At 62.9% G+C, this 23,238-nt stretch carries 22 protein-coding genes; 13 read left to right on the forward strand and 9 right to left on the reverse strand.

The genetic code is table 11. From position 1 onward, the window contains the following. Positions 1–8: 8 nt before the first annotated feature. Together H0W47_RS06550 and H0W47_RS06555 are read right to left on the reverse strand one after the other, a co-directional pair. Positions 9–719, reverse strand: a complete 711-nt coding sequence (locus H0W47_RS06550; protein ID WP_296922112.1) for a response regulator transcription factor — start codon at positions 717–719, stop codon at positions 9–11. 280 nt (positions 720–999) lie between these two features. Beyond that, positions 1,000–2,394 (reverse strand): AmpG family muropeptide MFS transporter, encoded by a 1,395-nt coding sequence (locus tag H0W47_RS06555; RefSeq protein ID WP_296922070.1) that lies wholly within the window; start codon positions 2,392–2,394, stop codon positions 1,000–1,002. A gap of 37 nt (positions 2,395–2,431) precedes the next feature. On the opposite strand from H0W47_RS06555, the gene H0W47_RS06560 reads away from it, so the two are divergent. From H0W47_RS06560 to H0W47_RS06575, 4 genes are all read left to right on the forward strand, one after another. Further along, positions 2,432–3,250: a M48 family metallopeptidase gene (locus tag H0W47_RS06560; RefSeq protein ID WP_296922072.1), complete on the forward strand. Its 819-nt coding sequence runs from the start codon at positions 2,432–2,434 to the stop codon at positions 3,248–3,250. Between the two features lie 88 nt (positions 3,251–3,338). Continuing rightward, complete coding sequence (locus H0W47_RS06565) at positions 3,339–3,674, forward strand: Hpt domain-containing protein (protein ID WP_296922073.1); 336 nt, start codon at positions 3,339–3,341, stop codon at positions 3,672–3,674. A gap of 69 nt (positions 3,675–3,743) precedes the next feature. Beyond that, positions 3,744–4,133: a response regulator gene (locus H0W47_RS06570; protein ID WP_296922075.1), complete on the forward strand. Its 390-nt coding sequence runs from the start codon at positions 3,744–3,746 to the stop codon at positions 4,131–4,133. Positions 4,134–4,191: 58 nt separating this feature from the next. Further along, positions 4,192–5,808, forward strand: coding sequence for an MFS transporter (locus H0W47_RS06575; RefSeq protein ID WP_296922077.1), 1,617 nt, complete (start codon positions 4,192–4,194; stop codon positions 5,806–5,808). 236 nt (positions 5,809–6,044) lie between these two features. Here the strand turns inward: H0W47_RS06575 and H0W47_RS06580 are convergent, their stop codons facing one another. Continuing rightward, positions 6,045–6,923, reverse strand: a complete 879-nt coding sequence (locus H0W47_RS06580; RefSeq protein ID WP_296922079.1) for an exodeoxyribonuclease III — start codon at positions 6,921–6,923, stop codon at positions 6,045–6,047. Positions 6,924–6,932: 9 nt separating this feature from the next. Here H0W47_RS06580 and pyrE point away from each other — a divergent pair, with 9 nt between their 5' ends. Then, a complete protein-coding gene (gene pyrE / locus H0W47_RS06585) occupies positions 6,933–7,691 on the forward strand; it encodes an orotate phosphoribosyltransferase (RefSeq protein ID WP_296922082.1) in 759 nt (252 codons plus the stop codon). Between the two features lie 12 nt (positions 7,692–7,703). Next, positions 7,704–8,363 carry a DUF4124 domain-containing protein gene (locus tag H0W47_RS06590; protein WP_296922084.1) on the forward strand — a complete coding sequence of 220 codons (660 nt, stop codon included), beginning with the start codon at positions 7,704–7,706 and terminating at the stop codon, positions 8,361–8,363. 78 nt (positions 8,364–8,441) lie between these two features. On the opposite strand, the gene gatB is transcribed toward H0W47_RS06590, so the two are convergent. Genes gatB through gatC form a run of 3 tightly spaced genes read right to left on the reverse strand, consistent with a single transcriptional unit; the run spans position 8,442 to position 11,747 of the window. Continuing rightward, positions 8,442–9,941, reverse strand: a complete 1,500-nt coding sequence (gatB, locus tag H0W47_RS06595; protein ID WP_296922086.1) for an Asp-tRNA(Asn)/Glu-tRNA(Gln) amidotransferase subunit GatB — start codon at positions 9,939–9,941, stop codon at positions 8,442–8,444. 9 nt (positions 9,942–9,950) lie between these two features. Further along, positions 9,951–11,444, reverse strand: coding sequence for an Asp-tRNA(Asn)/Glu-tRNA(Gln) amidotransferase subunit GatA (gene gatA / locus H0W47_RS06600; protein ID WP_296922088.1), 1,494 nt, complete (start codon positions 11,442–11,444; stop codon positions 9,951–9,953). A gap of 3 nt (positions 11,445–11,447) precedes the next feature. Beyond that, complete coding sequence (gene gatC / locus H0W47_RS06605; protein WP_296922091.1) at positions 11,448–11,747, reverse strand: Asp-tRNA(Asn)/Glu-tRNA(Gln) amidotransferase subunit GatC; 300 nt, start codon at positions 11,745–11,747, stop codon at positions 11,448–11,450. A gap of 252 nt (positions 11,748–11,999) precedes the next feature. Between gatC and H0W47_RS06610 the strand changes: the two genes are divergently transcribed. The 4 genes from H0W47_RS06610 (at position 12,000) to mrdA (ending at position 16,940) form a co-directional block, all read left to right on the forward strand. After that, positions 12,000–13,043 carry a rod shape-determining protein gene (locus H0W47_RS06610; RefSeq protein ID WP_077592290.1) on the forward strand — a complete coding sequence of 348 codons (1,044 nt, stop codon included), beginning with the start codon at positions 12,000–12,002 and terminating at the stop codon, positions 13,041–13,043. A gap of 219 nt (positions 13,044–13,262) precedes the next feature. Further along, a complete protein-coding gene (mreC, locus tag H0W47_RS06615; protein WP_296922092.1) occupies positions 13,263–14,189 on the forward strand; it encodes a rod shape-determining protein MreC in 927 nt (308 codons plus the stop codon). Next, the gene (gene mreD / locus H0W47_RS06620; protein WP_296922094.1) at positions 14,186–14,704 is read left to right on the forward strand and encodes a rod shape-determining protein MreD; all 519 of its coding nucleotides are present in this window, start codon (positions 14,186–14,188) and stop codon (positions 14,702–14,704) included. The genes mreC and mreD overlap by 4 nt, the downstream gene beginning before the upstream one ends. Before the next feature lie 169 nt (positions 14,705–14,873). After that, positions 14,874–16,940, forward strand: a complete 2,067-nt coding sequence (gene mrdA, locus H0W47_RS06625; protein ID WP_296922097.1) for a penicillin-binding protein 2 — start codon at positions 14,874–14,876, stop codon at positions 16,938–16,940. Positions 16,941–17,084: 144 nt separating this feature from the next. Here mrdA and H0W47_RS06630 read toward each other — a convergent pair whose 3' ends face one another. Further along, entirely contained in the window at positions 17,085–17,654 is a 570-nt protein-coding gene (locus H0W47_RS06630; protein ID WP_296922099.1) for an MAPEG family protein, read from the reverse strand. On the opposite strand from H0W47_RS06630, the gene H0W47_RS06635 reads away from it, so the two are divergent. After that, entirely contained in the window at positions 17,653–18,477 is an 825-nt protein-coding gene (locus tag H0W47_RS06635) for a helix-turn-helix domain-containing protein (protein ID WP_296922101.1), read from the forward strand. The two genes, H0W47_RS06630 and H0W47_RS06635, sit on opposite strands and share 2 nt — an antisense overlap. A 20-nt stretch (positions 18,478–18,497) precedes the next feature. Here the strand turns inward: H0W47_RS06635 and H0W47_RS06640 are convergent, their stop codons facing one another. Further along, positions 18,498–19,256 (reverse strand): TSUP family transporter, encoded by a 759-nt coding sequence (locus tag H0W47_RS06640; RefSeq protein WP_296922102.1) that lies wholly within the window; start codon positions 19,254–19,256, stop codon positions 18,498–18,500. A 350-nt stretch (positions 19,257–19,606) separates the two neighbouring features. Between H0W47_RS06640 and H0W47_RS06645 the strand changes: the two genes are divergently transcribed. Next, positions 19,607–20,119, forward strand: coding sequence for a TIGR02281 family clan AA aspartic protease (locus H0W47_RS06645; protein ID WP_296922104.1), 513 nt, complete (start codon positions 19,607–19,609; stop codon positions 20,117–20,119). A 144-nt stretch (positions 20,120–20,263) separates the two neighbouring features. After that, entirely contained in the window at positions 20,264–21,055 is a 792-nt protein-coding gene (locus H0W47_RS06650) for a hypothetical protein (RefSeq protein WP_296922106.1), read from the forward strand. A 173-nt stretch (positions 21,056–21,228) separates the two neighbouring features. Here H0W47_RS06650 and H0W47_RS06655 read toward each other — a convergent pair whose 3' ends face one another. After that, on the reverse strand, positions 21,229–22,971 hold the full coding sequence (locus H0W47_RS06655) for a GMC family oxidoreductase (protein WP_296922108.1): 1,743 nt from the start codon (positions 22,969–22,971) through the stop codon (positions 21,229–21,231). Positions 22,972–23,238 lie beyond the last annotated feature (267 nt).

Raw genomic sequence — 23,238 nt, forward strand, 5'->3', positions numbered from 1 at the left:
AGGGCGCTTCAGTCCTGCTGCTTGGCAAAAACATAACCCACGCCGCGCACCGTGAGGATGCGTTTGGGGTCCTTGGCATCGACTTCGATGGCATTGCGGATGCGGCCCATGTGCACGTCAATGGAGCGGTCGAAGGCTTCGAGCTCGCGGCCGCGCACGGCTTCCATGATCTGGTCGCGGCTCAGCACGCGGCCCGCACGCTCAGCCAGCGCCACCAACAAGTCGAACTGGTAGGAGGTCAGCTCGCAGGTTTTGCCGCTGACTTGCACGGTGCGAGCGTCGCGGTCAATTTCGAGCGAGCCAAACCGCATGGTTTTCTGCGTGCCGGCGGCGCTGCCGCTTTCACCGCCGCGCCGCAGTACCGCGCGTATGCGGGCCAGCAGTTCACGCGGCTCGAAGGGTTTGGGCAGGTAGTCGTCGGCGCCTATCTCCAGCCCGACGATGCGGTCCATCGGGTCGCCTTTGGCGGTGAGCATCAGCACAGCGGTGCGGGCGCTGTCGCCGCCGAGGCTCTTGATGCGGCGGCAGACTTCCAGGCCATCCATGTCGGGCAGCATCAGATCGAGGATGACCAGGTCCGGCTTGCTAGTTTCCAGTGCTTCCAGTCCCTTGGCGCCGTCGGCGGCGTGGGTGAAGCCATAGCCCGATTTGCTGAGGTATTCGCCCACCATGGTTGCCAGGCGGGTATCGTCCTCGATCATCAAGAGTTGTTGCATCATGGTCTGGCTCGCTGAACGTTGTGAGGAGGCAGAGCCAGTGTAGCGACTGGCGGTGTCGCTGTCAGGCACGAGCACATCTGCCCCCGTGAATGGGCTGGGGCCGTCGGCCGGGTGGTTGGTCGTGCTGCGGTGCTCGCTCATTGTGTTCTCCGTCAAAACCAGACAGACCATGCTGCGCGCGGCGCGACAAGTCGCGTTGAAGCGGCTGTAAAGTTAGGTAAACGGTTCCCGGACAAGGGTTTGGTTTGCTATGATTTCAATAGCTGTACACGCCCGTTCATCAAGGAATGTGAGGTGTTTTGTCCATGCGTGATGCCAGCCACACCAGCAGCAGGACCGGCACACCCAGCAGTGCCGTCGCGGTGAAGAACTGGGTGTAGCCGAAACTGTCCACGTAGCTGCCGGAATAACCGGCCAGGAACTTCGGCAGCAGCAGCATCATGGAGCTGAACAGGGCGTACTGCGTGGCCGAGTAGTTGATGTTGGTCAGGCTGGACAGGTAGGCGATGAAGGCGGCCGAGGCGATGCCGCTGGACAGGTTGTCGGCGGAGATCACAAAAACCAGCGCCTGCACGTCGTGCCCGCGCGAGCCCAGCCAGGCAAACAGCAGGTTGCTGGCGGCGCTCAGCACCGCGCCCAGCATCAGCACCTTCATCACGCCAAAACGCATGGCCAGCGCTCCGCCGACAAACGCACCGACCAGCGTCATGATCACGCCGTAGATCTTGGTAACGGTGGCCACCTCGTCCTTGGTGTAACCCATGTCGACATAAAAGGGGTTGGCCATGATGCCCATCACCACATCGCTGATGCGGTAAACCGCAATCAGCGCCAGGATCAGCAGCGCCTGTTTGCCGTAGCGGCGCAGGAAGTCGGCAAACGGCTCGACCAGCGCGCTCTTGAGCCATTCGGCGGCATTGCGTGCGGGCGGCATCTCGCGCGGGGCCGGCTCCGGGGAAAACAGCACCGTCACCATGCCCAGCAGCATCGATGCAGCCATCACGAGGTAGGCGGTCTGCCATGCCCCCTGCTGGTAGCTGCCGGCCCCCGCCACCTCGGCGCGCGCGGCAATCCAGAGCACACCGGCGCCGGCCCAGATCATCGCGATGCGATAACCGGTCTGGTAAGTCGCGGCCAGTGCTGCCTGGCGGCGCGCATCGGCCGACTCGATGCGAAAGGCATCCAGCGCAATGTCCTGTGTCGCCGAGGCAAAGGCCACGGCCAGCGCGCACCAGACCACCGGCAGCAAGGCGACTCGCGGATCGGTAAGCGCCATGCTGACCAGTGCGGCCATGATGATCGCCTGCGACAGCAGCAGCCAGCTGCGCCGGCGCCCGAGCAGACGCGTCAGTACCGGAATCGGCAACCGGTCCACCAGCGGTGCCCAGACCCACTTGAAGCCGTAAGCCAGCCCAACCCAGCTCAGGTAACCAATGGTGGTGCGGTCAATGCCGGCTTCGCGCAGCCAGAAACTCAGGGTGCCGAACACCAGCAGCAGGGGCAGGCCGGCGGAAAAACCCAGCAACAGCATGCGCAGCGTGGGCGCCTCAAGGTAAACCCTGAGCGTTTCGCCCCACCCGGGCTTAGGCGGCGTGCTTTCGGGCGGAAGGGCGACGGTTGAATGCGGCGGCGGCTGACGCGCGGCCTGCGTATTCCCGGGTACGGTATCACTCATGCGGGAATAATACGCTGTGACCCTATCTGGAGATGCCATGAGACTTGCTTCAAAGCTGAACCTTGCCGCCCTGTCCGCGGCGCTCCTGCTGGGCGCGGCCCCTGCAATGGCCCAACGCGAAGGCGTTGAAGTGGGCAAAAACTCCGGCTTCACCAAGCTGGTGCCGGCCGAGGAGATCGAACAGGCCTCCAGGCAGCAGTACGCCAAGATGATGCAGGAGGCTGCGGCGCAGAATGCGCTGGCCCCTCCCAACAATGCGCAACTGCAGCGCCTGCGCCGTATTGCCCAGCGCATCATCCCGCACGCCCAGACATGGAATCCGCGCGCCGGTGCCTGGCAGTGGGAAGTCAACCTGATCGGCAGCAAGCAAGTCAATGCCTTTTGCATGCCCGGTGGAAAAATCGCTTTCTACACCGGCATCCTTGAACAGTTGCAACTCACCGACGACGAAGTGGCGATGATCATGGGCCACGAGATGGCGCACGCGCTGCGCGATCACGCGCGTGAACGTATGGGCAAGTCGGCCGCCACCAGCATAGGCGCGGGCGTGCTGTCGCAGTTGTTCGGTCTGGGCGATCTGGGCCAGACAGTGGCCGGCTATGGCGTGCAGTTGCTCAACCTGCGCTTTGGCCGCGAGGATGAGTCCGAGGCCGACCTGGTCGGCATGGAGCTGGGTGCGCGCGCCGGATTCGATCCGCGCGCCGGCATCACGCTGTGGCAAAAAATGGGGGCAGCCAACAAAGGTGCACCGCCCCAGTGGCTGAGCACTCACCCGGCCGGCGGTACCCGGATCGCAGACATGGAGCGCAACCTGCCCCGTGTGATGCCGCTGTACGAGCGGGCACGCAAGGGATAAGCGTGATCGACGGCATCAGCACCCGGTCCGGCATGTTGGTGACCCTGACTCTGTTCGGACCACCGGCGGTGCCGCGTGAGCCGGCGCCATGAACACAGCGCAGGAGCGGTTCAGGGCCTTTCTCGCGCTGCAGCGTGATGATTACCAGCGCGCGTTGCCGGAAAAACTGGCGCAGTTGCAGGCCCTGTGGGCGGGGCTGGATAAGGACGCTGCGCCGCCTGCTCTGAGCGAACTGGAGCGCCACGCGCATACCCTGGCCGGCACGGCAGGCACCCTGGGCTTTCGCGAAGTGGGCCTGGCGGCCAAATCGCTTGAAGAGTTGCTGGCCCGGGCGGGCGAGGGTGGGGCGGCACTCACGCCGGGGCAGCGCTCGGAGATATCCCTGGCCCTGGCTGCATTGCAGGCAAGCCTGCCGGCGGACTGAACGGATAGATTGGTTGCGGGTATGTGGTTTGGACTGCATACTTGCCGCAGAGATTGACAAGGACACCTGATGCCCAAACCACTTGCCCGCATCCTGTATGTGGAAGACGAACCCGATATCCGCATGGTTGCCCAGATGGCGCTGGAAGCCGTCGGCGGTTTCACCGTGATTGCCTGCGCTTCCGGCAGCGAGGCCCTGGCCGCCGCGCCCGGTGCAGCCGCTGACCTGCTGTTGCTGGACGTGATGATGCCAGGCATGGATGGGCCGAGCACGCTGAAAGCACTGCGTGAATTGCCCGCTACTGCGAATACGCCGGTGATTTTCATGACCGCCAAGGTGCAGGCCGCGGAAGTGGCCCAGTACATGGCGCTGGGCGCCATTGAAGTCATCCACAAGCCGTTTGATCCGATGGAGCTGTCGGCCCAGATCGGCCGCATCTGGGAACTCAAGGGCGAGTGAACTGCGGGTGATCGCTGGCCGCCGGGACGGCCAGTGAAAGTTTGGGGACAATAGGTTAATGCCTGATCCCACCCCCGGCGTCGACACACCTCCCGTTGCTTCTCCCAGGGCGCCTCCCCTGTCTGCCTGGGCGCCGCTGGGGTCCCCGGTGTTCCGGATGTTGTGGTTCACCTGGCTGACCGCCAACATCTGCATGTGGATGAATGACGTCGCGGCCGCCTGGCTGATGACCTCGTTGACCACGTCACCGATCTGGGTGGCGCTGGTGCAATCCGCCTCGACCCTGCCTGTGTTTTTGCTGGGCCTGCCCAGCGGCGCACTGGCCGACATTCTGGATCGGCGGCGCTACTTCATCATCACGCAGTTCTGGGTGGCCGCAGTGGCGGTGATCCTGTGCATCACCATCGTAATGGGCGGCATGACCGCGCCGTTGTTGCTGGCACTGACCTTTGCCAACGGCGTGGGGTTGGCGATGCGCTGGCCGGTGTTTGCCGCCATCGTGCCCGAGCTGGTGCCGCGCACGCAACTGCCGGCGGCGCTGGCGCTCAACGGTCTGGCCATGAATGCCTCGCGCATCATCGGGCCGCTGGTGGCCGGCGCGCTGATCGCCGGCGCTGGCAGCGAATATGTGTTTGTGCTGAACGCGATGTTGTCGCTGATTTCTGGCTTTGTCATCATGCGCTGGCGCCGCGAACATGTGCCCAGCCCACTGGGCCGCGAGCGCCTCATCAGCGCGATGCGCGTCGGCGTGCAGTTCGTGCGGCAGTCGGCCCGCCTGCGGGCGGTGATGCTGCGCGTGGCGCTGTTTTTCTTTCATTCCACTGCCTTGCTGGCCCTGTTGCCGCTGGTCGCGCGCAGGCTGGGCGGCGGCGCCGGCAGCTTCACGCTGCTGCTGGCGTCCATGGGCGTGGGCGCGATCGCGCTGGTGTTTGTGCTGCCGCGCTTGCGTCAGCGCCTGTCACGTGATGCACTGGTGCTGGGTGGCGTGCTGCTGCAGTCCGTCGCCACCGCGCTGGTGGCCCTCGCGCCCCATGTGTACGTCGCCGCACCGGCGATGGCACTGGCCGGTGCGGCCTGGCTGGCCACGGCCAACACCTTGAGCGTGTCGGCCCAGGTTGCGCTGCCGGACTGGGTGCGGGCGCGCGGCATGTCCATCTTCCAGATGGCCATCATGGGCGCCAGCGCTGCCGGCGCGGCGGTCTGGGGTCAGGTGGCTACGCTGAGCAGCGTGCCGACCGCCATGCTGGTGGCGGCTTTGACCGGCGCGCTGGCCAACCTCGCCACCCAGTGGTTCTTCAAAGACCGCAGCATCGAGGAAGACATGACACCCTCGCGCGAGTTCAAAGCGCCAAGCGCGGCAGCCCCGCCTCTGACCGGCCATGTACGGGTCACCATTGAGTACCAGATTGATCCGGCCAAGGCGGAGGAGTTTCGCGCGCTGATGCAGGAAAGCCGGCGCAGCCGCCTGCGCCAGGGCGCGCTGGCGTGGGAGCTGCTGCGCGACATCACCGACCCCGGCCGTTACATTGAACAGATCACCGACGAGTCATGGACCGAACATTTGCGGCGCTTTGACCGCGTCACGGCGGGCGACGTCGCGCTGCGGGATCGCAAACTCGCATTTCATTTGCTGGACGCGCCGCCGGTGGTGTCGCGCAGTGTGGTGGAGGGCTAAGGTTTTGTTGTGGCGCCCGGTGCGGTAGCAGATTTCCGTCGTGCTGAGCACGTCAAGCCTGGTTCGTGGGGGGGGCGCCCTTCGTTCCTTCGACAGGCTCAAGTTCGCCGGCCAACTGGGCGCCATGGCGCGTTGACGTCAGTAGCTGTGATTCTGTATCAAAACTGCCGTCAGCCCATAACTGACGGGTACAGATAGCTATTATTTCGATAGCAAATGTGCCATCAAAACTGCCTCTACAGACTCAGGTCGTAATCGACGGTGATAGGCGCGTGGTCGGAAAAACGCTGCGCCCTGTAGATCGTTTCGCTTTTGGCAAGTGCTGCCACGGCTGGCGTTGCCAGGTGGTAGTCCAGCCGCCAGCCAACGTTCTTGGCATAAGCCTGGCCGCGGTTGCTCCACCAGGTGTAGGCCTCGTCGGTGGTGCTGGGCTGCAGCTTGCGATAGACATCGACCATGCCGCCGCCGCGGGTGGCTTTTGTCGCGGGCCGGCCGGTGCCTTCGGTGAGGTCATCGAGCGCATCCTCGGCCGCCTCCGCATCACGCAGCAGTTCGGACATCCATGCGCGCTCCTCGGGCAGAAAGCCACTGTTCTTTTTATTGCCTTTGAAGTTTTTCAGGTCGATTTCCTGGTGTGCAATGTTGATGTCGCCGCACAGCACGAAGTCGCGGCTTTCTTTAAGTTGGGCCAAGTAAGGGTAAAACTCGGCCAGAAAGCGGAACTTGGCCGCCTGCCGGTCTTCGCCGGAGGAGCCGCTGGGAAAGTAGCAGCTGATGATGGACAGTTTGGGCGCCTGCTTGCGGCCGGGCCGGTCAAAGCGCAGCTCCACATAGCGGCCTTCGGCATCAAACTCGTGTGAACCGTAGCCGGTGATCACGTCGCTGGGCTCGTGGCGGCTGTACACGGCGACGCCGGAATAACCCTTTTTCTCGGCAAAGTGAAAGTGGCCCTTGAGGCCGGCAATTTCTTCGAAGCGCCCGGCCACGTCAGCGGCCTGGGCCTTCAGTTCCTGCATGCAAATACAATCCGGCTGGGTCTGGGCCACCCATTCGGTCATGCCTTTGGTGGCGGCGGAACGGATGCCATTGAGGTTCAGGCTGGTCAACTTAAACATGGGACTCCAATGAGCATAACAACGGGTGCACCAGCGCAGGACGGCATGTTGAACGACGAAGGCCGGGCGCTGGCGCAGGAATTCGTGCAGTTCGCGATCACGTCCGGCGTACTGCGCTTTGGCGAGTTCAAGACCAAGGCGGGCCGCATGAGCCCCTACTTTTTCAATGCAGGTCTGTTTGATGACGGTGCCAAGCTTGGTCGCCTCGCGCAATTTTATGCGCGTGGTCTGCTGCTGGAAGAAAAAGCCTGCGGCCTGCAATTCGACATGATTTTTGGCCCCGCCTACAAGGGCATCCCGCTCGCCGCCGCTGTGGCTGTGGAACTGGCCCGGATGGGCCGCAATGTGCCGTTTGCCTATAACCGCAAGGAAGCCAAGGACCATGGCGAAGGTGGCACGCTGGTTGGTGCGCCAGTCAAGGGGCGGGTGCTGATCATCGACGACGTGATTTCGGCTGGCACCGCCACCCGCGAGTCGATTGCCATCATCCGCGCCGCTGGCGCGACGCCGCATGCGGTGGCCATTGCGCTGGACCGTCAGGAAAAGGCGACGGAAAACGGGTTGGACGTCAACTACAGTGCCGTGCAATACGTTAACAATCAACTGGGACTGCACGTTTTCGCGATTGCCCGATTGACCGACTTGCTGCAGTATCTGGAAAAGGCGGTTCCCGTGGCACAGGACAGCGGGGGACCGAACGGCGACGATGGGCTTCAGACCCATTACCAGCACGTCCTGGCGTACCGACAACGTTACGGCGTTGATTGAGGAGTCAAGCATATGCCCCTGCAGCTGAACACTGCGACCCTGCTAGCCGTCTCCCTGTGCAGTCTGGCAGTGGCGCAACCAGCGTCGTCGGGCATCTACAGTTGCATTGACGGCAAGGGTCGCAGGATCACGGCCGACCGGCCGATTGCGGAATGTATGGACCGCACGCAAAAGCAGCTCTCGGGCTCGGGCATGGTCAAGCGCGAAATTGCCCCCATGCTGACAACCGATGAGCGTGCAGCGGTGGAGGTCAAGGAAAAGGCCGCCGCCGAGCAGAGGGCGCGGGAAGCCGAGGAGAAAAAGCGCGACCGTGCCCTGTTGACACGCTACCCGGACCGTGCCGCGCACGACAAGGAGCGCGCCGCAGCCTTGGTCCAGGTCGAGGAAGCCATCAAGGCTTCGGTCAAACGCGCCCAGGAACTGGTCGAGCAGCGCAAGGCCATCCAGGGCGAGCTTGAGTTTTACAAGGCCACGCCAGGCCGCGCGCCGATCTCCCTGAAGCGCCGGCTGGACGAAAACGACAGCAGTGTGGCCGAGCAAAAGCGTTTTATGGCCGAGCAGGAGGCGGAGAAAAAACGCGTGAACCAGCGTTTTGATGACCAGCTCGCCAAGCTCAGACCGTTCTGGAGCGAGGCCACAGCAGCGGCTTCTGCCAACGCGGCAAAAAGATGAGTTTCAGATAAAAAATGACTTCCGCCCTTGCTGATTGGGCGTGAGTAGCTACTATTTTTGTAGCACCCCGAAGCCGCTTCAACCCAGCTTCTTCTTCAGCAATTCGTTGACCTGCGCCGGATTGGCCTTGCCTTTGGTGGCCTTCATGGCCTGGCCGACCAGTGCGTTCATGGCCTTGGTGTTGCCGGCCCGAACTTCCTCGACGTTTTTGGCATTGGCGGCCAGCACGGCATCGATGATTTTTTCGAGTTCACCAGTGTCGCTCATCTGCTTGAGGCCTTTGGCTTCGATGACGGCGTCGACCTCACCGCCTTCGCCGGTCCACAAAGCGTCAAACACCTGTTTGGCGGCGTTGTTGGAGATGGTGCCATCGCTGATACGGCTGATCAGGCGCGCCAGTTGCAAGTCGCTCACGGTCGACGCCTCGATAGCCTTGTCCTCGGTATTCAGGCGGCGCGACAGTTCACCCATCACCCAGTTACTGGCCAGCTTGGCTTGTTTGCTGCCGACGGCAACAGCTTCAAAGTAAGCCGCCACCGCCTTGCTCTGCGTGAGCTGGCCGGCATCGTACTCGGGCAGCCCGTAGTCCCGCACGAAACGTGCGGCCATCACGCGCGGCAGCTCGGCCATTTCCGTGCGCGTTGTCTCCACCCACTCGCGTGAAATCACCAAAGGCGGCAAGTCCGGATCCGGAAAGTAGCGGTAATCCGCCGCGTCTTCCTTGGTGCGCATGGCGCGTGTTTCGCCGGTGTCCGGATCAAACAGCACAGTCGCCTGCTGGATAGCCTTGCCCTCCTCGATCTGCTCAATCTGCCAGCGCACTTCGTAATCGATGGCCTGCTGCATGAAGCGAAAGCTGTTCAGGTTCTTGATCTCGCGGCGTGTGCCCAGGGGATCGCCGGGTTTGCGCACCGACACGTTGGCATCGCAGCGGAAGCTGCCCTCCTGCATGTTGCCGTCGCAAATGCCTATCCAGGTCACGATCTTGTGCAGCTCTTTGGCGTAGGCCACGGCTTCGGCGGAGGAGCGCATGTCCGGCTCGGTGACGATCTCAAGCAGCGGCGTGCCGGCGCGGTTCAGGTCAATGCCGCTCATGCCGATGAAGTCTTCATGCAGCGACTTGCCGGCGTCTTCTTCCAGATGGGCGCGTACCAGGCGCACCGACTTCTTCTCGCCATCAAGAAAAAACTCGACCTTGCCGCCTTGCACCACCGGGATTTCAAACTGGCTGATCTGGTAGCCCTTGGGTAGGTCAGGGTAGAAATAATTCTTGCGCGCAAACACGCTGCACTCGGCAATGTGGGCATCCACCGCCAAACCGAACTCGATGGCGCGCTGCACCGCGCCCTTGTTCATCACCGGCAGCGCACCGGGCAAGGCGAAATCCACCGCCGATGCGGCGGTATTCGGCTCAGCGCCAAAACTGGTGGGCGCGCGGCTGAAAATTTTCGATTGCGTGGTCAGTTGCGCATGGGTTTCAAAACCAATGATGACTTCGTAGCCCTGCACCAGCGGGCCGGTGGGCCGGCCGGCCTGCGCCTCGGCAAAGGGGTTGACGGTAGGGTGGGTCTGGCTCATGTCAATCACTCAAATGCCTGGGGGCCGGCGCGTATGCCAGTCGGTTGCGAGCTGGAACTGGTGCGCCGCACCGAGCAACTGCGCTTCCTCGAAGTAGTTGCCGATCAGCTGCAGCCCGACCGGCATGTTGTGCGCGCCAAAGCCGGCCGGCACGCTCATGCCTGGCAGGCCCGCGAGACTCGACGACAGCGTGTAGATGTCGGCCAGGTAGCTGGCGACCGGGTCGTCGGACTTTTCGCCGATTTTCCAGGCGACCGTTGGCGAGACCGGGCCGGCAATGATGTCGCACTGCGTAAAGGCCTTCTGAAAGTCTTCGGCGATCAGCCGGCGGATCTTCTGCGCCTTCAGGTAATAGGCGTCGTAATAGCCGTGCGAGAGCACATAGGTCCCGATCATGATGCGGCGCGTGACCTCGTCACCAAAACCTTCGCTGCGCGACTTTTTGTACATGTCGGTCAAGTCGCCGTAGCTGGCGGCCCGGTGGCCGTAACGCACACCGTCAAAGCGGCTCAGGTTGCTGCTGGCTTCGGCCGGCGCAATCACGTAATACACCGGGATCGACAACTCGGTCAGTGGCAGATCAACGTCAACCAGGGTCGCGCCCAGCTTCTCGAACTCGGCCAGCGCGCTGCGCACCGCCTTGAGTACGTCGGCGGAACAGCCAGCGCCGAAAAACTGTCGGGGAAGCCCGATTTTCAAGCCTTTTAGACCTTCAGCCCCCGTCCCGCCTGCACTATCAGCTATCAAATTGCTAGCGTAGTCAACGACGGGCAGGTCCAGCGAGGTCGAGTCGCGGTCGAGGTCCGGGCCGGCCATGCTGGATAGCAGCAGCGCGCAATCCAGCGCGGAGCCCGCCATCGGCCCGGCCTGATCCAGGCTGGAGGCAAACGCCACCATGCCGTAACGCGAGCAACGGCCGTAGGTCGGCTTGATGCCGGTAATCCCGCTGAGCGAGGCCGGCTGGCGGATGGAGCCGCCGGTGTCGGTACCCGTCGCGGCCGGTACCATGCGCGCTGCCACAGCGGCTGCGCTGCCGCCCGACGAGCCACCGGGGATCCGCGCGCGGTCCCAGGGGTTCAGCACCGGCTTGTACGCACTGTTGTCGTTGCCCGAGCCCATGGCGAACTCGTCGCAATTGAGCTTGCCCAGGGTGACCATGCCTGCGCCGGCCAGCTTGCCGACCACGGTGGCGTCAAACGGGCTGAGATAGCCTTCCAGCATCTTCGAGCCAGCGGTGCAGGGGAAATCGCGGGTGACAAACAGGTCCTTGTGTGCGAGCGGCACACCGAGTAGCGGCGTGCGCTCGCCGGCAGCCAGGCGCGCATCGGCGGCTTTGGCCTGGGCTAGCGACACCGCGCTGTCGCTCGCGAGGAAGGCGCCCAGGCTGGCGTGTTGTTCAATGCGGGCCAGAAAGTGCTGCGTCACTTCAACGCTGGAGACTTCCCGGGCGGCGAGTTTGGCTGCAAGCTGGGCGACGCTGAGGTCGTGCAGGTCGGTGCTCATCGCTTATTCAATCACTTTGGGGACAAGAAACAGGCCGCGCTCGACGGCAGGCGCGCTTTTCTGGCTTTGCTCGCGCTGGTTCGGCTCGCTGGCGATGTCGTCGCGCAGGCGCAGCGCCACCTGGCCCAGGACTGCGGCGGGATGCGCCAGCGGTTCGACGCCGTCGGTGTCGACCGCGTCCATCTGCGCCACCAGCGAAAAAAAGCCGTTGAGCTGGCCGAGCACGCGGTCTGTCTCGTCGGGACGCAATTCCAGCCTCGCCAGATTGGCGACGCGTTTGATGTCTTCGGATGTCAATGCCATGGGGGTTAAAACTGCAGCTGAAACCGGGTGTAAAGGTGAAATAATCGGCCGTGTACCGGCCAGTGACTCACAGGGGATGCGTTATTATCCCGCCTTTGGTGTGTTATCACGGCTGGATGCACGCTTCAGGCGTTATTTGTCAAATGTCAGACTGTTTCGTCCTTCCATTTTCACGCGCTCATTTGATTCATCATAAAAGGCGACAGGGCAACGAAGTTTGCCCCGTGCCCACAACAAAACCGGACCCCCAACATGTTTGAAACTTTCCGTCGGTACTTTTCCACCGACCTGGCGATTGACCTGGGTACCGCCAACACCCTGATTTTTGTGCGTGACAGGGGCATTGTGCTGGATGAGCCCTCGGTGGTCGCGATCCGCCACGAAGGCGGCCCGCAAGGCAAAAAAACCATCCAGGCCGTCGGCCACGAAGCCAAGGCCATGCTCGGCAAGGTGCCGGGGAATATCGAAGCCATCCGACCGATGAAAGACGGCGTGATCGCCGACTTCACCGTCACCGAGCAGATGCTCAAGCAGTTCATCAAGATGGTGCATCCGCGCAGCTTCTTCAAGCCCAGCCCGCGCATCATCATCTGCGTGCCCTGCGGCTCGACCCAGGTCGAGCGCCGCGCGATTCGTGAAAGCGCCCTGGGTGCTGGCGCCAGCGACGTGTACCTGATCGAAGAGCCGATGGCTGCCGCCATAGGCGCCGGTTTGCCCGTGAGCGAAGCCAGCGGCTCCATGGTGGTCGACATCGGCGGCGGCACCACCGAGGTCGGCGTGATCTCGCTGGGCGGTATGGTCTACAAGGGCAGTGTGCGTGTCGGCGGTGACCGTTTCGACGAAGCCATCATCAGCTACATCCGCCGCAACTACGGCATGCTGATCGGCGAGCCAACAGCCGAAGCCATCAAGAAAAACATCGGTTCGGCTTTTCCCGGCTCCGAGGTCAAGGAGATGGAAGTCAAGGGCCGCAACCTCTCCGAAGGCGTGCCGCGCAGCTTCACCATTTCGAGCAACGAAATTCTTGAGGCCCTGACCGACCCGCTCAACAACATCGTCAGCGCCGTGAAAACCGCGCTGGAGCACACGCCGCCCGAGCTGGGCGCCGACATCGCCGACCGCGGCATGATGCTGACCGGCGGCGGCGCCCTGCTGCGCGACCTGGACCGTCTGCTGGCCGAAGAAACCGGCCTTCCGGTGCTGGTGGCCGAAGACCCGCTGACTTGCGTGGTGCGCGGTTGTGGCATTGCGCTGGAGCGCATGGACCGACTGGGTTCCATCTTCACGTCGGAATAACCCAGTACTGCAACCCGAAAATATCGAAACATGAAAGCGCGTCTTCGCACCCATGGCGGCGTTGCAACCCTTGCGAAGGCGTATAGCCTTCGCTGCGGCTGGCGCCTTGCCCTGTGCACGAAACCATCACTTTCATTTTGTTCCGCTACTTCCGGCCTGCAGTACTGACGCATCCTCCTTCTTGATGCAGCCGGATGGGCGCATGATTGACCGCAGACCATGCCCTTAGGAACCCTCGACAGAACCCCACCCCCCTTCTTCCGGCAGGGGCCGTCGGCTTTGTCCAAACTGATGTTTTTCAGTGCGCTTGCCCTGTTTTTGATGGTGGCTGACATGCGCTTCAAGGTCACCCAGCCGATACGCGCCGCGTTTGCCACGGCGTTGTACCCGGTGCAGTGGCTGGCCTTGCAACCGGTGCGTGCGGCTCAATACGGCGGCGGTTATTTCACCGCCCTGAACCAGGCCAAAACCAGCGAGGAGGCGGCCCGCCAGAAACTTGCCCAGCAGTCGTTGCGGGCGGGCCAGGTCGAGCAGCTTGCACTGGAAAACGCGCGGCTGCGCAAGTTGCTGGATCTGCGTGAACAAAAAGCCATCGACGGCCTGGCCGCCGAGGTGCTGTACGACGCGCCCGACCCCTACACCCGCAAGGTGATCATCGACAAAGGCCTGGCGCACGGCGTTGAGCTGGCTTCGCCCGTGGTGGACGAGTCCGGCGTGCTGGGACAGGTGACCCGGGTGCACCCGCTGGTCAGCGAGGTCACGCTGGTCATAGACCGCGAGCTGGCCATCCCCGTGCTCAATGCCCGCACCGGCGCGCGCAGTGTGGCGTACGGCGAGCCGACGACCTCTGGCGGCGGGCTGGAGCTGCGTTTCATGGGCAGCAATTCGGATGTCCAGCAGGGTGACCTGCTCACCACCAGCGGCGTCGATGGCGTTTATCCGCCAGGCCTGCCGGTCGCCAGAATCGAACGCATCGAGCGCCGTGCCGAGTCGGCTTTTGCGCGTATTTACTGCACGCCACAAGCGCTGGTCGGCGCGGCCCGTCATGTGATGGTGATCAAGCCAGTCTCGGGGCAGATTCCGCCGCGCCCGGCTGACGAGCCCGCACCAGCGGCCGCACCGGTCAAAAAAGGAGGCAGCAAATGATCATGCCCTCAGGCCAGCAGCTGCTGCTGCCAGCCAACCCGGTCTTCATCTGGACCAGCCTGATCGTGGCCCTGCTGCTGGACATGCTGCCACTGGGGCGTGTGCCCTGGATGCCCGATTTTCTGGCGCTGGTGCTGGTGTTCTGGAATGTGCATCAGCCGCAACGCGTGGGCATAGGCTTGGCCTTCATGTTCGGCCTCGGCATGGACGTGCACCAGTCTGCCCTGCTCGGGCAGCACGCGCTGGCCTATACCACGCTCAGTTTTTTCGCCACCATGATCCATCGCCGCCTGCTGTGGTTTTCGGTGCCGTCGCAGGCCGTGCAGGTGCTGCCACTGTTTTTTGTGTCGCACGGCGTGGAGATCATCATCCGCATGAGCAGCGGCGGCATCTTCCCGGGCTGGACGCTGCTGCTGGCGCCGCTGGCCGAGTCGCTGCTGTGGCCGGTGGTCAGCGTGATGCTGCTGGCGCCGCAGCGTCGAGCACCGAATCCTGACGAGAATAGACCATTATGAAGCCCCCACGGTTGCGCACTACGTGTCGCTCCCTGCCCCCCGAGGGGGTCGTTGCGCCTGCGGGCCGGCAAAGCCGGACCCGCGGCCCCGGCTTGAAAGGGAGGGCTGGTACTGCAGCCCATCTCCATGGATTCGGGGCACTTATTGACCGGCGCGAGATCCGACTGACATGACTGAACTTCGCGACGTTGAAGCCGACCTCTCGCGCTTTCGTGCGCGGGTGCTGGTGGTCGCGCTGGTGATTCTGCTGGCGTTCGGGCTGGTGGCTGCCCGCCTGGTTTACCTGCAGGTAGTCCGGTATGACGACCTCAACGCGCAGGCTGAGAGCAACCGCACGGCCGTGGTCCCCATCGTGCCCAATCGCGGCCTGATCCTGGACCGCAATGGCGTGGTACTTGCGACCAACTACTCGGCCTACACGCTGGAGATCACACCGTCGAAAGTCAGCGACCTCGATGGCACGATAGAAGCGCTGGGCCACCTCGTGGAGATTTCGGCCCGTGACAAACGGCGCTTCAAGAAGCTGCGCGACGAGTCAAAGAACTTCGAGTCCCTGCCCATACGCACACGGCTCAGTGACGAGGAGGTCGCGCGTTTTGCGGCCCAGCGTTTCCGCTTCCCCGGTGTGGACATCAAGGCGCGCTTGTTTCGCAACTACCCCTACGGCGAATTAGCCAGCCATGTGGTGGGCTATATCGGCCGCATCAACCAGGCCGAAAAAGAGCGCATCGAGGAAAACGACGAGGAGGGCAACTACCGCGGCACCGACTACATCGGCAAGCTCGGGGTAGAGCAGAGTTTTGAGCAGCAACTGCATGGCAACACCGGCGTCGAGCAGGTCGAAACCTCGGCCGGTGGTCGCGCGGTGCGCAAGCTGGCCAGCAACCCGGCCACCCCAGGCCACACGGTCACGCTGTCGATAGACATCCGTCTGCAAAAGCTTGTGGAAGACATGTTTGGCGACAGGCGCGGCGCCCTGGTCGCGCTGGACCCGAAAACCGGCGAGGTGCTGGCCTTCGTCAGCAAGCCCACTTTCGATCCCAATCTGTTTGTGGACGGCATCGACAGCGAAAGCTGGCAGGCGCTCAATGAGTCGATTGACAAGCCCATGCTGAACCGGGCGCTGCGCGGAACCTATCCGCCAGGCTCCACCTACAAGCCCTTCATGGCGATGGCGGCGCTCGAGTCCGGCAAACGCCAGCCCGGCAGCATCACCAACGACACCGGCTCGTGGATGTTCGGCGGGCACCAGTTTCGCAGCCACGGCGCCGGGCTGGGGCCGGTGGACATGCATCAAAGCATCGTCAAGTCCAGCAACGTCTATTACTACGCGCTGGCCAATGACCTGGGCGTGGATGCCATGCACGATTTCATGAAACCGCTGAGCTTCGGGCAGATCACGGGCATAGACATTCACGGCGAAGTCAGGGGCGTGTTGCCCAGCCAAGCCTGGAAGCGCGACTACTACAAGAAGCCGGAGCAGAAAAAGTGGTACGCCGGCGAAACCATTTCGCTGGGCATCGGCCAAGGCTACAACAGCTTCACCATGCTGCAGCTGGCCCAGGCCACCGCCATCCTGGCCAACAATGGGGTCAAGCACAAGCCGCGGCTGGTGATTGCCACGCAGGACCCGGTGACACGTGTGAGCGAGCCGGTGGCTCTGGGTGCTGGCGAGGACCTGGGCTACAAGCCGGGCCACATTGCCGTCGTCCGCAAGGCACTGGTGAGCGTCACGCAGGAAGGCACGTCGGCGCGGGTTTTCGCGGGCGCGGCTTACCTCAGTGGCGGGAAAACCGGCACCGCCCAGGCCAGCACGGTGGGCCAGAAAGAAAGATACGACGCACGCAAGCTCGAAGAACACCAGCGTGACCACGCGCTGTACATGGCATTTGCTCCTGCAGACAACCCCAGGATCGCGTTGGCTGTGGTGGTGGAGAACGCCGGCTTTGGCGCCGCTCACGCAGCGCCGATTGCCCGGCGCGTGTTTGATTACGTGTTGTTGGGTCACTACCCCAATGAAGTTGATCTGGCGGCTGTGCAAAAGGGTCTGGCGGGTGCGCCTGTCGGCAAGCCGCGACTGGCTGCCGATGTGGCCGACCTACTGACGCCCAGTGGCGCGGGTGCGGCGCGTGGCGGTGCCTCGACGACTGCCAGCGCCGCCAGGGCGGCGGCGATTGCCGAAGCAGTGAGCAAGCTGGCGCCGGCCGTGCCTGCGCTGGATGTCTATCCTGATTAGTTGCGGATGACCCTATAGCGTGTACGCGTCGGAAAGTCCCCCGTCAAGGCTGTTGAGCGTGTTGAGGCTGCGCAGGTAAGCGACCAGCACCCCGGAAACGCGCCGAGTTCATCAGTGCTGTTTGACCTGTCTGGCCCTGGTGTTTTACCCGACCACCAAGGCCCAACCCAGCGAGACTTGGGCGGCAACGCCGCATAAAAATGCCATGGTACGTGGGACGATGGGCATACCCACTGCACTGATGACATAGTGCGCCAAACGCGCCCAAAAATAGGCTTGGCACGCAATGGCCGTGGCAGGGCTTGCTGCTCCAGCGCAATGCACCGCGACAGCCAGCGGCGCAAAAACGACCAGGTTCTCAACAGCATTGAGATGGGCCCGCGCCGCCCGATCTGCCCAAGGTGCCCTTGGCGGCGGGTCAGGCAACGGAAACCAGGCCCAGCCTGGTGGCCCGAGTTCCTTGAATCGATTGACGACGTAGGGAATCCAAAAAAGCCCTGTCATGACACAGGTGCAAGCGAGCCAGAAGAGTTCGGGTGGCAAACTGGAGGAATTAACGGGCATGGCAGAGGTTTTCTGACGGAGTACGTCGGAGAGTTGCGAAGCCATGAATACTAGGGAGCGGCGTGCTGGTACGCCGGTCTGTTCCGGCACAGAATACAGGCTGTCCGAGAACTCGTTGTGCCGTGCCCGACTTTCAAAGCCCATCGCCATGCAACCTGATGTGAATGCCAATGCCCGCAGTTCCCCCCGCGTGTGGGTTATCAAGGGTGACCAGATGCGGATTGAATCGTCAGAGCCAGCACAGGCCAGTGCGCCGTTCAAGCTGTTGTTGCAGGTTTCCGGGGTCTCTGCGCTTCGACAGGGCGGACGCAAGACAGTGCTCGCCCCAGAAGGTCTTGCCTTTATCGACGGTGCGGCGCCCTTCGCACTGGAGGCCGATGGAGACTTTGAGCAAGTAGTTGTTTCCTTGTCACGCGGCCTGGTGACTTCGCTGTACCGCAACATTGAGCGGCGGACCGCGATTGCATACGTGGATGCAGGCGCGCAGCCTCTTGTGAGAGAAGTGATGCATGCCTATGCGGCGGCCTCGCTCCAGATGGACGCCAGGGCGCACGTGCATGCCACGGTAGCCATCACTCATCTGCTTGGGGCGATGAATCCACCAGGTGCGCAAACATCAGCAGATCGCTCGTACCTGAGGGCATTGGCGTTGATAGACACGCAGATAGACCGGGTCGATGCGCAGGATGTGGCCAGGCAGCTTGGCGTGAGCCGACGCTATCTGGACAAGCTGTTCCATCGCACGGGGCGCAGCTTCGCAACCCATCTTTGGGATCGCCGCATCGCTCTGGCAGCAGAGTGGCTCCAGCGCCCCGGCCCGATCAGCATCACGGAAGTTGCTCACGGAGTCGGGTTCAAGGACAGCTCACACTTTGCACGCATGTTTCGCTCCCGCTATGGGCAGTCGCCCCGCCATTGGATGCAAACCAACGCCAGCAAGCGCAACTCCTCTTCGCTGGAACGCGCTAGCTGATTCAGCCCCAAAAATTTCTGCTATTTCAGGAAGGCGTCAAACCCGGTTTTGAGGATCAGCGCGCTCACCACGACGATAAACACCACGCGCACAAAACCCGCACCGTGTTTGAGTGCCAGGCGAGTGCCGAGCAGGCTGCCTATCACGTTGGCCACGGCCATGGTCAGCGCAAAGTGCCACCAGACATGGCCCTTGTACGCAAACAGCAGCAAGGCCGCCAGATTGGTTGAGGTATTGAGCAGCTTGGCCGATGCCGAGGCATTCAAAAAGTCATAGCCCAGCCAGCGCACAAACAGGAATACAAAAAAGCTGCCAGTGCCTGGGCCAAAAAATCCGTCGTAAAACCCCAACCCCAGGCCGATGCAGCAGGCGGCTGTGGTTTCGGCATGGCCGCTGAAGCGGGGTGCATGGTGGCGGCCCAGTTCCTTTTTGGCCAGGGTGTAGAGCAGCACCGCCAGCAGCACAAAGGGCAGCGCCTTGCGCAAGAAACCCGGTGAGATGACGGTGACCAGCCAGGCGCCGGCCAGCGAGCCGGCAAAGCCTGCCGCTGCTGCCGGCAGCAGGGCTGACCAGCGCATGTCCACACGGCGGGCATATTGGACGGTGGCGACCGCAGTGCCCCAGACCGAGGCCCCTTTGTTCACGCCGAACAAGGTGGCGGGATGGGTGGTGGGGAAGACGGCAAACAGGGCCGGCACCAGAATCAGGCCGCCACCACCGACGATGGCATCCACAAAACCTGCCAGCAGCGAGGCCAGCGTCACGATCAGCAATTCCATGAATGGATTGTCTCATCGGGCCTGAAGGGCCAGCGGATGGCTCGCAGCGATGCCGGGTTCAGGTGGGCGACAGACAAAAAAAAGCACCGGGCTAGCCGGCGCTTTGCAAAAAACATCACCAAGGATGCTTGTTCTGTTCTGGTTGATCTGTTTGTCTCCTCGGCCCCTCTGCGAGCACGGAGGCTCGCCTGCAGGTCAGCCAATGTAGGTTGCGCACCCGGTTAATGCATCGGGATTTTCCCTGCCTTGCTGCATGCCTTATCAAGGCAGATGGCATGACTTGTGCCCCGTATCATGGCTGCTGGCCCGCAGTTGCGGCATCGGCATTTCGCCGCCAACCTGGACACCTCATGGGCAATAACAGCACGGATAAAGCGGGCCGGGGAGGATTGGCCTGGGGGCCCCTGGCCATCGTGCTCTTCTGGCTGGCCATCATGGGGGTGCTGTATGCGGTGATGAGCCAGGTGCTCAAGCCGCCGCCGCTGGTGGTCTCTGCGACCGGGGAACTCTCGATTGCCCGGGCCCGCGACGGCCACTTTTATGCGCAGGGCCAGATCGAGGGCAAGCCGGTGACCTTTCTGGTCGACACCGGCGCATCGCTGGTTGTGGTCAGCGAAGCCTTTGCACGGGAAGCCGGCTTCTCGACTGGCGAGCCGACCACTTTCCGTACCGCCAACGGCGAGCTCAAGGGACGCACTGTTCCTGGCCTGACCGTCTCTGTGGGCCCGGCCCGTGTTTCCGGTTTGCGTGTTGGTGTGGGCCTGGTCGGCCCGGACCCCTCGGTTGCGCTGTTGGGACAGAGTTTTCTGTCCCGCTTCGAACTGGTGCTGTCCGGGGACACCATGACCCTGCGCGCGAAGTAGGTCTTGGTCTTGCACCAAGTGTTTTGCCCGGGCTGCGGCCGGCATTAAGTTACTGCCGTTGCGGTAATTGATGACTGACGCGCGCGCTGTCCCTGCCTACGATGGACCCTGTCAAGTTCTCCCTGCGGGGAGCAGGAAACCATCATGTTACGGGCAGCTTTTGTCCTTTTTGCCTCTGTGTTGCTTAATGCCGTGGCGCCGGTCCTGGCGGCCGACATTGTGGCCCACCGCCAGGGTGTGCTGATCCAGGGAAACATCCAGCAAGGCGACTACGCAAAGATCGCCCAGTTTGTGCGCCACCCCGATAATTTCGGGCGGTTTACGCGGTCGGTTTTTTTGGATTCCCCGGGTGGCGACCTGGTGGAAACCGTCAGGATCGCCCATCTGCTTGAAAAAAGTTATGCGGCAACGCATGTAGAACCCGGCGCCCGCTGCTACAGCGCCTGCTTCATCCTCTGGATGAGCGGTGTCAGCCGCACCGTATCGCAAGGCGCGACCCTGGGGGTGCACCGCATCAACGTGAAAGTTGACGGCAAAGCGATGGACCCGACGTCCGAGCGTTTCGCAAGCATTTCGCGCCGCGTCGAATACTACATGGCCAGCCTGGGGACGCCGCGCGCCATCCTCGACAAGATGAACGCCACCGCCTCGGCGAGCATGTTTGTCATCAGCCAGCGCTGGTTGGCCGAGCAACGCCTGCTGGCGGCGGTTTCGTACCGCCGCGGGTTTATTGATGAGGCCCAGGCCCGGTGCGGACCGGAGCCCTATGCGGCCGCTGTCAGCTCTGTTGCCCCCATGAGCGATGACGAAACCCAGCGCTGGACGGGATCTGTCAGCAACTGGATGCGTTGCGCTGACACAGTGCGCGCCAGCAGCCAGCAACTCGACGGTGTGCGCATCGCCGCGCTGCTTGACGACCCGGACGCAAACCACTGAGGTCAACCGTCTCCCCGTGCCGCCGCAAGGGTTCGCAAGCACATGCAGTCAGCGAACCTGGGGGTTCATGATTCAAGCCGGGGCCGTGGAGCTGGCTTTGCCAGCCCGCAGGCGCAGCGCCCCCTCGGGGGGGGGGCAGAGAGCACACGCAGTGAGCGAACGTGGGGGCCGTATTATTTCCCTTGCTGAATCCACTGCGCGGCTTTTTCCGCAATCATCAGCGTTGGTGAGTTGGTGTTGCCGCTGGTGATCAGCGGCATCACGCCGGCGTCAACCACGCGCAGGCCCAGCACGCCGCGCACTCGCAGGTGTGTGTCCACCACTGCCATCGGATCGTCGGTCCGTCCCATTTTGGTGGTGCCGACCGGGTGGAAAATCGTGGTGGCGATGTCACCGGCCAGTCGCGTCAGGTCTTCGTCGCTTTGAAACTGCACGCCGGGACGGAACTCTTCCGGTTGCCAGCCGGTCAGCGCGCTTTGGCCGACGATGCGGCGCGTGACGCGCAGGGAGTCGGCAGCCACTCGCCGGTCCTCGGGCGTACTCAGGTAGTTGGGCGTAATCGCCGGTGCATCGTCAAAGCGCGGGCTTTTGATCTGCACCGAGCCCCGGCTCGTGGGGTTCAGGTTGCAGACGCTGGCGGTGAAGGCATTGAAGTTGTGCAGAGGCTCGCCGAAGGCGTCCAGCGACAGGGGCTGCACGTGGTATTCGATGTTCGGGTAAGGCTGGTCCGGCGAGCTGCGCGTGAAGGCGCCCAGTTGTGACGGCGCCATGCTCATCGGGCCGGTACGCCGAAGCGCGTATTCGAGGCCGATCTTGGCCTTGCCCCAGAACGAGTTCGCCAGGGTGTTGAGCGTGAAATTTTGCGTCCTGCTGCCGGCAATCGCGTTGACCTTGTAGACCGAGCGTATCTGCAGATGATCTTGCAGATTGGCGCCTACGCCGGGCAGGTCCACCAGCACCGGGATGTCGTGTTGCCGCAGCAGCGCGCCCGGACCGATACCGGAGAGCTGCAGGATTTGTGGCGAACCTATGCTGCCAGCGCTGAGGATTACTTCGCCGATGAAGCTGTCCCCGCGCGTGACCAGCGCGGTGCGGGTCTCGTTGCCGGTGCGCACTTCGACGCCGATGCAGCGCTGGCTGCCGTCGTCCTGACGCTCGATGACAAGTTTGCTGACCTGCGTGCTGGTCCACATCTCGAAGTTCGGCCGGCCATCACAAGCGGGTCGCAAAAATGCCTTGGCGGTGTTCCAGCGCCAGCCGGCTTTCTGGTTGACCTCGAAATACCCCACACCTTCGTTGTTGCCGGTGTTGAAGTCGTCGGTGGCGGGAATCCCCGCCTGCTGGGCTGCAGCGGAGAAGGCATCGAGGATGTCCCAGCGCAGGCGCTGTTTTTCCACACGCCACTCGCCACCCATCTTGCGCCCTTGGCCGTTGCTGTGCTGACTGTTGTGGCCATGGAGGCGCTGGAAGCTCTCGTTGACCGCCACCCCGCGATGCCCTTTCGGGAGGTCGAGTTTGTAGTGGTCTTCGTGCTGGCGAAAGGCCGGCAGCACCTTGTCCCAGCGCCAGGTGTCGTCACCGGTCAGGGCGGCCCATTGGTCGTAGTCGCGCGCCTGGCCACGCATGTAAATCATGCCGTTGATGCTGGAGCAGCCGCCCAGCGTTTTGCCGCGCGGGTAGCGCAGGCTGCGGCCATTCAGTCCGGCGTCGGGCTCGGTGTTGTAAAGCCAGTCGGTACGCGGGTTGCCGATGCAATAGAGGTAACCGACGGGCACGTGGATCCAGTGGTAGTCGTCCTTGCGTCCTGCCTCGATCAGCAACACGCGTTTGGACGCATCGGCACTCAGCCGGTTGGCCAGCAGGCAACCTGCGGTTCCGCCGCCGACGATGATGTAGTCAAACGTGTTGTCGCTCATGCTTGTCTCGCTATTTATCAATTGAATCGGCAGCAGGCTTGTTCTTATTCACGGAGGGGCCGCGGGTCCGGCTTTGCCGGCCCGCAGGCGCAGCGGCCCCCTCGGGGGGGGGCATGGAGCTACACGCAGTGAGCGACCGCGGGGGGGCCATCACTTGGCGGTAGGCATGACAAACTCCGCCCCCTTGCCAATACTCTCGGGCCAGCGCTGCATGATGGACTTTTGTTTGGTGTAGAACCGCACACCTTCCTCACCGTAAGCATGCAT

The sequence above is a fragment of the Polaromonas sp. genome, from assembly GCF_013817205.1.
Taxonomy (GTDB): Bacteria; Pseudomonadota; Gammaproteobacteria; order Burkholderiales; family Burkholderiaceae_C; genus Polaromonas.

Excerpts from the sequence above, each read along its gene's own strand:
- H0W47_RS06550 (WP_296922112.1), bottom strand. The coding sequence starts at position 719 with ATGATGCAACAACTCTTGATGATCGAGGACGATACCCGCCTGGCAACC.
- H0W47_RS06555 (WP_296922070.1), bottom strand. The coding sequence starts at position 2,394 with ATGAGTGATACCGTACCCGGGAATACGCAGGCCGCGCGTCAGCCGCCG.
- H0W47_RS06560 (WP_296922072.1), top strand. The coding sequence starts at position 2,432 with ATGAGACTTGCTTCAAAGCTGAACCTTGCCGCCCTGTCCGCGGCGCTC.
- H0W47_RS06565 (WP_296922073.1), top strand. The coding sequence starts at position 3,339 with ATGAACACAGCGCAGGAGCGGTTCAGGGCCTTTCTCGCGCTGCAGCGT.
- H0W47_RS06570 (WP_296922075.1), top strand. The coding sequence starts at position 3,744 with ATGCCCAAACCACTTGCCCGCATCCTGTATGTGGAAGACGAACCCGAT.
- H0W47_RS06575 (WP_296922077.1), top strand. The coding sequence starts at position 4,192 with ATGCCTGATCCCACCCCCGGCGTCGACACACCTCCCGTTGCTTCTCCC.
- H0W47_RS06580 (WP_296922079.1), bottom strand. The coding sequence starts at position 6,923 with ATGTTTAAGTTGACCAGCCTGAACCTCAATGGCATCCGTTCCGCCGCC.
- pyrE (WP_296922082.1), top strand. The coding sequence starts at position 6,933 with ATGAGCATAACAACGGGTGCACCAGCGCAGGACGGCATGTTGAACGAC.
- H0W47_RS06590 (WP_296922084.1), top strand. The coding sequence starts at position 7,704 with ATGCCCCTGCAGCTGAACACTGCGACCCTGCTAGCCGTCTCCCTGTGC.
- gatB (WP_296922086.1), bottom strand. The coding sequence starts at position 9,941 with ATGAGCCAGACCCACCCTACCGTCAACCCCTTTGCCGAGGCGCAGGCC.
- gatA (WP_296922088.1), bottom strand. The coding sequence starts at position 11,444 with ATGAGCACCGACCTGCACGACCTCAGCGTCGCCCAGCTTGCAGCCAAA.
- gatC (WP_296922091.1), bottom strand. The coding sequence starts at position 11,747 with ATGGCATTGACATCCGAAGACATCAAACGCGTCGCCAATCTGGCGAGG.
- H0W47_RS06610 (WP_077592290.1), top strand. The coding sequence starts at position 12,000 with ATGTTTGAAACTTTCCGTCGGTACTTTTCCACCGACCTGGCGATTGAC.
- mreC (WP_296922092.1), top strand. The coding sequence starts at position 13,263 with ATGCCCTTAGGAACCCTCGACAGAACCCCACCCCCCTTCTTCCGGCAG.
- mreD (WP_296922094.1), top strand. The coding sequence starts at position 14,186 with ATGATCATGCCCTCAGGCCAGCAGCTGCTGCTGCCAGCCAACCCGGTC.
- mrdA (WP_296922097.1), top strand. The coding sequence starts at position 14,874 with ATGACTGAACTTCGCGACGTTGAAGCCGACCTCTCGCGCTTTCGTGCG.
- H0W47_RS06635 (WP_296922101.1), top strand. The coding sequence starts at position 17,653 with ATGCAACCTGATGTGAATGCCAATGCCCGCAGTTCCCCCCGCGTGTGG.
- H0W47_RS06630 (WP_296922099.1), bottom strand. The coding sequence starts at position 17,654 with ATGGCGATGGGCTTTGAAAGTCGGGCACGGCACAACGAGTTCTCGGAC.
- H0W47_RS06640 (WP_296922102.1), bottom strand. The coding sequence starts at position 19,256 with ATGGAATTGCTGATCGTGACGCTGGCCTCGCTGCTGGCAGGTTTTGTG.
- H0W47_RS06645 (WP_296922104.1), top strand. The coding sequence starts at position 19,607 with ATGGGCAATAACAGCACGGATAAAGCGGGCCGGGGAGGATTGGCCTGG.
- H0W47_RS06650 (WP_296922106.1), top strand. The coding sequence starts at position 20,264 with ATGTTACGGGCAGCTTTTGTCCTTTTTGCCTCTGTGTTGCTTAATGCC.
- H0W47_RS06655 (WP_296922108.1), bottom strand. The coding sequence starts at position 22,971 with ATGAGCGACAACACGTTTGACTACATCATCGTCGGCGGCGGAACCGCA.